The sequence below is a fragment of the Sphingomonas sp. LH128 genome (assembly GCF_000293195.2).
In the GTDB taxonomy this organism is placed as follows: Bacteria; Pseudomonadota; Alphaproteobacteria; order Sphingomonadales; family Sphingomonadaceae; genus Novosphingobium; species Novosphingobium resinovorum_A.
Window position 1 is genome coordinate 1 of record NZ_ALVC01000322.1, and the last position, 5,754, is coordinate 5,754.

Sequence of the window (5,754 nt, forward strand, 5' to 3'; positions counted from 1 at the left end):
AGGGCCTCGACCTCGTCAACAAGCACTTCCTCGAGGATGAGAAGGCGAACGTCGTATCGGTGTTCACGATCAACGGTTTCTCCTTCTCCGGTCAGGGCCAGAATGCAGGCATGGCCTTCGTGATGCTGCGTGACTGGAAGGATAGAGGCGGGGCGGAGAACCGCGCACCGGCGATCGTCGGGCGCGCGATGGGGGCTTTCTCCAAGTACCGTGACGCGATGATCTTCGCGCTGACCCCGCCTGCGGTGCAGGAACTGGGCAACGCCACCGGCTTCGACATGTGGCTGGTCGACGAGACCAACATGGGTCACGACAAGCTGCTGGCAGCGCGCAACCAGCTGCTCGGCATGGCGTCGCAGGACAAGCGCGTGGCGCAGGTCCGTCCGGTCAGCCTCGACGATGCGGCGCAGCTCGACGTCAAGATCGACCAGGACAAGGCGGCTGCGCTTGGCCTTGACCTTGCCGCGATCAATTCCGAGATCGGCACCGCCTGGGGTGGTTCCTACGTCAACGACTTCCTCGACCGTGGCCGTACCAAGCGCGTCTATATCCAGGCGGACCAGCAGTATCGCTCTTCGCCAGAGGCTCTTTCGAACCTCTACGTACGAGGCACCAGCGGCCAGATGGCGCCGTTCAGTGCTTTCTCCGAGCTGTCGTGGAAGAAGGCGCCGGTGATTCTCACGCGCTACAATGGCCGTCCCGCCATGCAGCTTCAGGGCGCGCCGGGCCAGGGCCTGAGTACCGGCGGCGCGATGCAGGCGATCGAGGAGATGCAGCAGAAGCTGCCCGCAGGCACCGGCATCGAATGGACCGGCCTGTCCTACGAGGAGCGCCTTTCGGGCGGTCAGGCGCCGATGCTCTATGCATTGTCGCTGGCGATCGTATTCCTGTGCCTTGCGGCTCTGTACGAGAGCTGGTCGGTGCCGATCGCGGTCATGCTGGTGGTGCCGCTGGGCGTCGTCGGCGCGCTGTTCGCCGCCTGGCTTACGGGGCTCGGCAACGACATCTACCTGCAGGTCGGCCTGATCACCACGATCGGCGTCTCGGCCAAGAACGCGATCCTCATCGTCGAGTTCGCGGAGGAGCGCGTACAGTCCGGCATGAACGCCTTCGACGCGGCGATGGAAGCGGCAAGGCTGCGTCTTCGTCCGATCCTGATGACCTCGCTGGCCTTCGTCTTCGGCGTGCTGCCGCTGGCAGTCTCGACCGGCGCGGGCGCGGGCGGCCAGAACGCCATCGGCCGCGCGGTGGTGGGCGGCATGCTCTCCGCCACGATCTTCGCGATCTTCTTCGTCCCGATGTTCTTCGTGGTCGTCGCTCGCCTGTTCAAGCACGGGCAGACCGACCGCAAGCCGACGAACACCGACGATGAGCCTCACGCTGACGGCGCCCACGGCGCGGCACCGCAGGAAAGCTGAACATGAAAAAGTCGATCCTCATCCTGCTCGCCGGCACCACGCTGCTCGCCGGGTGCAACCTTGCTCCCAAGTACGAGCGACCGGCGGGCGCCGTCCCGGTGGCGCTGCCGCAAGGCGGCGTCTATCCGGCCGCCCCGACCGATGCGCAGGACGTATCGCGCATCGGCTGGCGGGACTTCTTCCTCGACGACAGGCTGCGGCAGGTCATCGAGGCGGGCCTTGCCAACAACCGAGATCTGCGGATCGCGGCGGGCAACGTCCAGCAGGCGCGGGCGCAGTACCGCGTCCAGCGCGCCGACCGGTTGCCCACGGTCAATGCCACCGGCACCGCGACTTACACCAACAACCTGATGGGCGCGGGCGCGGCCGGTGGTACGGGTGGCAGCTCGGACATCGAGATCTATCAGGCGACCGTGGGTCTTTCGGCTTTCGAACTCGACCTGTTCGGCCGTGTCCGCAACCTGTCGCGCGCCGCGCAGGAGCAATACTTCGCCAGCGAGGAAGCCCAGCGTTCGACACGCATCAGCCTCATCGCCGAGATCGCCAATGCCTGGCTGACGATGGCCTCGGACAGCGAACAGCTGCGCCTCTCGCGCGAGACGGCGAAGGCGTTCGAGAAGACGCTGGACCTCACCCGCGCGCAGTTCCGCATCGGCACCGGCTCGGAACTGGAAGTGCGGCAGGCGGAGACCAGCTACCAGAGTGCCGTCAACGACATCGCCGCGCTGGAAACCAGCGTGGCGCGGGATCAGAACGCGCTCAACCTGCTGGTCGGCACCACCGTCGCGGCGGAACAGCTCCCCACCGGCTTCGGCACCGAGCCGATGACCCGTGACGCACTGCCGGGTGACGTGTCCTCCGAAGTCCTGCTGCGCCGCCCCGACGTGCTGCAGGCCGAACACCAGTTGATCGCGGAGAACGCCAACATCGGCGCGGCCCGTGCGGCGTTCTTCCCGACGATCTCGCTGACCGGCACGCTCGGCACGCTGAGCACGGCGCTCGGCGGTCTGTTCAAGGACGGCAGCTACACCTACACCGGCTCGCCCAGCGCCTCGCTGCCGCTGTTCGACTTCGGCCGCCGTTCGGGCAATCTCGAATACGCCAAGGCGTCGCAGAAGGTGGCCGTCGCGACTTACGAGAAGGCGGTCCAGACCGCGTTCAAGGAAGTCTCCGACGCGCTTGCCCAGCGTGGTCGCATCGGCGACCAGATCCGTGCACAGACCACACGCGCCGAGGCTGCGGGCGTGGCGGCGAAGCTGTCCGACGCGCGGTTCCGTTCGGGCGTGGATTCGTTCCTGACCACGCTCGACGCGCAGCGCACCGCCTACGGGGCCGAGCAGGCGCTGGTCACCACGCGGCTGACGCAGGCCAGCAATCTGGTGGAGCTATATCGCTCGCTGGGCGGCGGCCTGGAGGAAACCACCCCGGTCGGCGGCGAACAGCCCGCCCGTTAACCCCTTGGTCCCGGTGAGAGCCGGGATCGCGGACGGTCCTTGCGCACCACCCCACCGAGCCGGTGTGCGAGGGCCGTCCGTGCCCGCTGGGCATGACGAAGTGTGTCGATCGTCCCGATTTTGCGCCTTAGGCACTCGACAGGCGCGCCCGAACCGTGTTGTGGGAGCAGCGAATCCTATCGCCTCGACGATGGGATCGCACGCTGACTTTGGCCACTGACCACGGGACGAACACATGGACGAGACGCTGCGCCGCGCCGCACTTGATTACCACCGCCTGCCTCGGCCCGGCAAGCTGACCATCGAACCGACCAAGCGTATGGTGAACCAGCGCGACCTCGCGCTGGCCTATTCGCCCGGCGTCGCCGTGCCCTGCATGGAAATCGCCGAAGATCCCGCCAAGGCGCTGGACTACACCGCGCGCGGCAACCTCGTCGCGGTGATCTCGAACGGCACCGCCGTGCTCGGCCTTGGCGCGATCGGCGCGCTGGCCTCGAAGCCGGTGATGGAAGGCAAGGCCGTCCTGTTCAAGAAGTTCGCCGACATCGACGTGTTCGACATCGAGGTCGACACCACCGACGCCGACAAGTTCATCGAGGCGGTGGCGCTGCTGGAGCCGACCTTCGGCGGCATCAACCTCGAAGACATCAAGGCGCCCGAGTGCTTCTACATCGAGGCCGAGCTGAAGAAGCGCATGAACATCCCGGTGTTCCATGACGACCAACACGGCACCGCGATCGTCGTCGCCGCCGCCGTGCGCAATGCGCTGGTGCTGCAGGGCCGCACGCTGGCCGATGCCAAGCTCGTCACTTCGGGCGCGGGCGCGGCGGCGCTGGCCTGCGTCGACCTTCTCGTCTCGATGGGCCTGCCGATCGAGAACGTGACGCTGACCGACAAGGACGGTGTGATCCATTCCGGCCGCGAGGGCATGTTGCCCAACATGGCGCGCTATGCCCGCGATACCAACGCGCGTTCGCTGCCCGACGTGTTGCCGGGCGCCACCGTGTTCCTCGGCCTCTCGGCGCCGGGCGTGCTCAAGCCGGAGTGGCTGCCGCTGCTGGGCGACAAGCCGCTGATCTTCGCGCTCGCCAACCCCGAGCCGGAAATCCGGCCTGAGGCCGCCCGCGAAGTGCGTCCCGATGCGATCATCGCCACGGGCCGTTCGGACTATCCGAACCAGGTCAACAACGTCCTGTGCTTCCCCTACATCTTCCGCGGTGCGCTCGATGCGGGCGCGACGCAGATCAACGAGGCGATGAAGGCCGCCGCCGCCGAGGCCATCGCCGGTCTGGCGCGCATGCCCGCGCATGACAGCGTTGCGCAGGCATACGGCGGCCGCAAGCTGGTGTTCGGCCCCGAGTACATCATCCCCACCCCGTTCGACCCGCGCCTGATCGTCGAGATCGCCGGCGCCGTCGCCAAGGCGGCGATGGATTCGGGCGTCGCGACCAAGACGCTCGATATCGCCGAGTACAAGCGGTCGCTGGCGAACATGAACACCCGCTCGGGCCAGCTCATGCTGCCGGTCTACCAGGCCGCGCGCGGGGCGATGAAGCGCGTCGCTTACGGCGAGGGCGAGGACGAACGCGTGCTGCGCGCGGTGCAGGATGCGCTCGACGAAGGCATGGTGCGCCCGACGCTGGTGGGCCGCCGCCGGATTCTGGAGCAGAAGCTGCCCGAACTCGGCCTGTCGTTCCGCCTTGGCGAGCACGTCGATCTCGTCGATCCCGAGACCGACCACGAACTGATGGGCGAACTCGTCGCGGCCTATGGCGCCATCGCGAGCCGCAAGGGCGTGCCCACCGCCGAAGTTCTGCGCCACACCTATCGCCGCCCGACCGTGACCGCCGCGATGCTGCTGCGCACCGGCAAGGTCGATGCGGCGCTGGTCGGCGGCAACTCGGAGTACTGGGGCCAGATCGAGCACGTGTTGCGCATCATCGACCGCGCGCCCGACGTGAAGCGCGTCTATGCGCTGTCGGGCCTGATCCTCGATGCGGGCGTGCTGTTCCTGACCGACACCCACATGGTGCCCGATCCGACGCCCGAGCAGATCGCCGAGATGACCGTGCTGGCGGCCGACGCGGTGCGCCGTTTCGGGCTCGATCCCAAGGTGGCGCTGCTGTCGCACTCGAACTTCGGTTCGTCGAACAGCCCGAGCGCGCGCAAGATGCGCTCGGCGGCGCAGTTGGTGCGCAAGGTCGCGCCGGAACTGCGCGTGGACGGCGAAATGCACGCCGACGCCGCGCTCAGCCAGGCGCTGCGCGAGAAGCTGGTGCCGGATTCGGGCTTCGAGGGCGCAGCGAACCTGCTGGTGATGCCGAACCTCGATGCGGCGAACATCACGCTGACGGCGCTCTCGGCCTCGTCCAGTTCGCCGACCGTCGGCCCGATGCTGCTGGGCCTGTCGCAGCCGATCCACGTGCTGACGCCGGGGGTCACCGCGCGCGGTATCCTGAACCTGACCAGCATCGCGGTCTGCGCCGCCGACGGGCATTGAGTTGAGCCAAATCCTCCCCGTCGCACAGCGATGGGGAGGGGGACCGCCTGCGTAGCAGGTGGTGGAGGGGGTGGACTGCCCCCTCCGTCAGCCCCTTGGGGCTGCCACCTCCCCATTGCTTCGCAACAGGGAGGATACGCATCTTACAGCACCAGCGGCGCGTGGTTGATCTGCGGCAGGACATGCCGCGAGAACAGATCCGCCTCCGCCGCATGCGGATAGCCCGACAGGATGAAGGCATCGATGCCCTCGGCCTGATAGGCGCGGATCTTCGCCAGCACCTGATCCGGATCGCCGACGATCGCCGCGCCGCAGCCCGACCGGGCGCGGCCGATGCCGGTCCACAGGTTCTCTTCCACGAAGCCGTCGCCGCCTGCCGCGC

At 67.6% G+C, this 5,754-nt stretch carries 3 protein-coding genes and 1 pseudogene; 3 read left to right on the forward strand and 1 reads right to left on the reverse strand.

Annotated features, from left to right (window positions below):
* From LH128_RS23030 to LH128_RS23040, 3 genes are all read left to right on the forward strand, one after another.
* The coding region (locus tag LH128_RS23030; protein ID WP_008832095.1) for an efflux RND transporter permease subunit at positions 1 to 1,418 on the forward strand (1,418 nt) is incomplete at its 5' end.
* Between the two features lie 2 nt (positions 1,419 to 1,420).
* On the forward strand, positions 1,421 to 2,872 hold the full coding sequence (locus LH128_RS23035; RefSeq protein WP_008832096.1) for an efflux transporter outer membrane subunit: 1,452 nt from the start codon (positions 1,421 to 1,423) through the stop codon (positions 2,870 to 2,872).
* Positions 2,873 to 3,107: 235 nt separating this feature from the next.
* Complete coding sequence (locus tag LH128_RS23040; protein ID WP_008832097.1) at positions 3,108 to 5,372, forward strand: NADP-dependent malic enzyme; 2,265 nt, start codon at positions 3,108 to 3,110, stop codon at positions 5,370 to 5,372.
* 143 nt (positions 5,373 to 5,515) lie between these two features.
* On the opposite strand, the pseudogene LH128_RS23045 reads toward LH128_RS23040, so the two are convergent.
* Positions 5,516 to 5,754 (reverse strand): annotated as a pseudogene (locus LH128_RS23045) (LLM class flavin-dependent oxidoreductase); the annotation flags it as partial.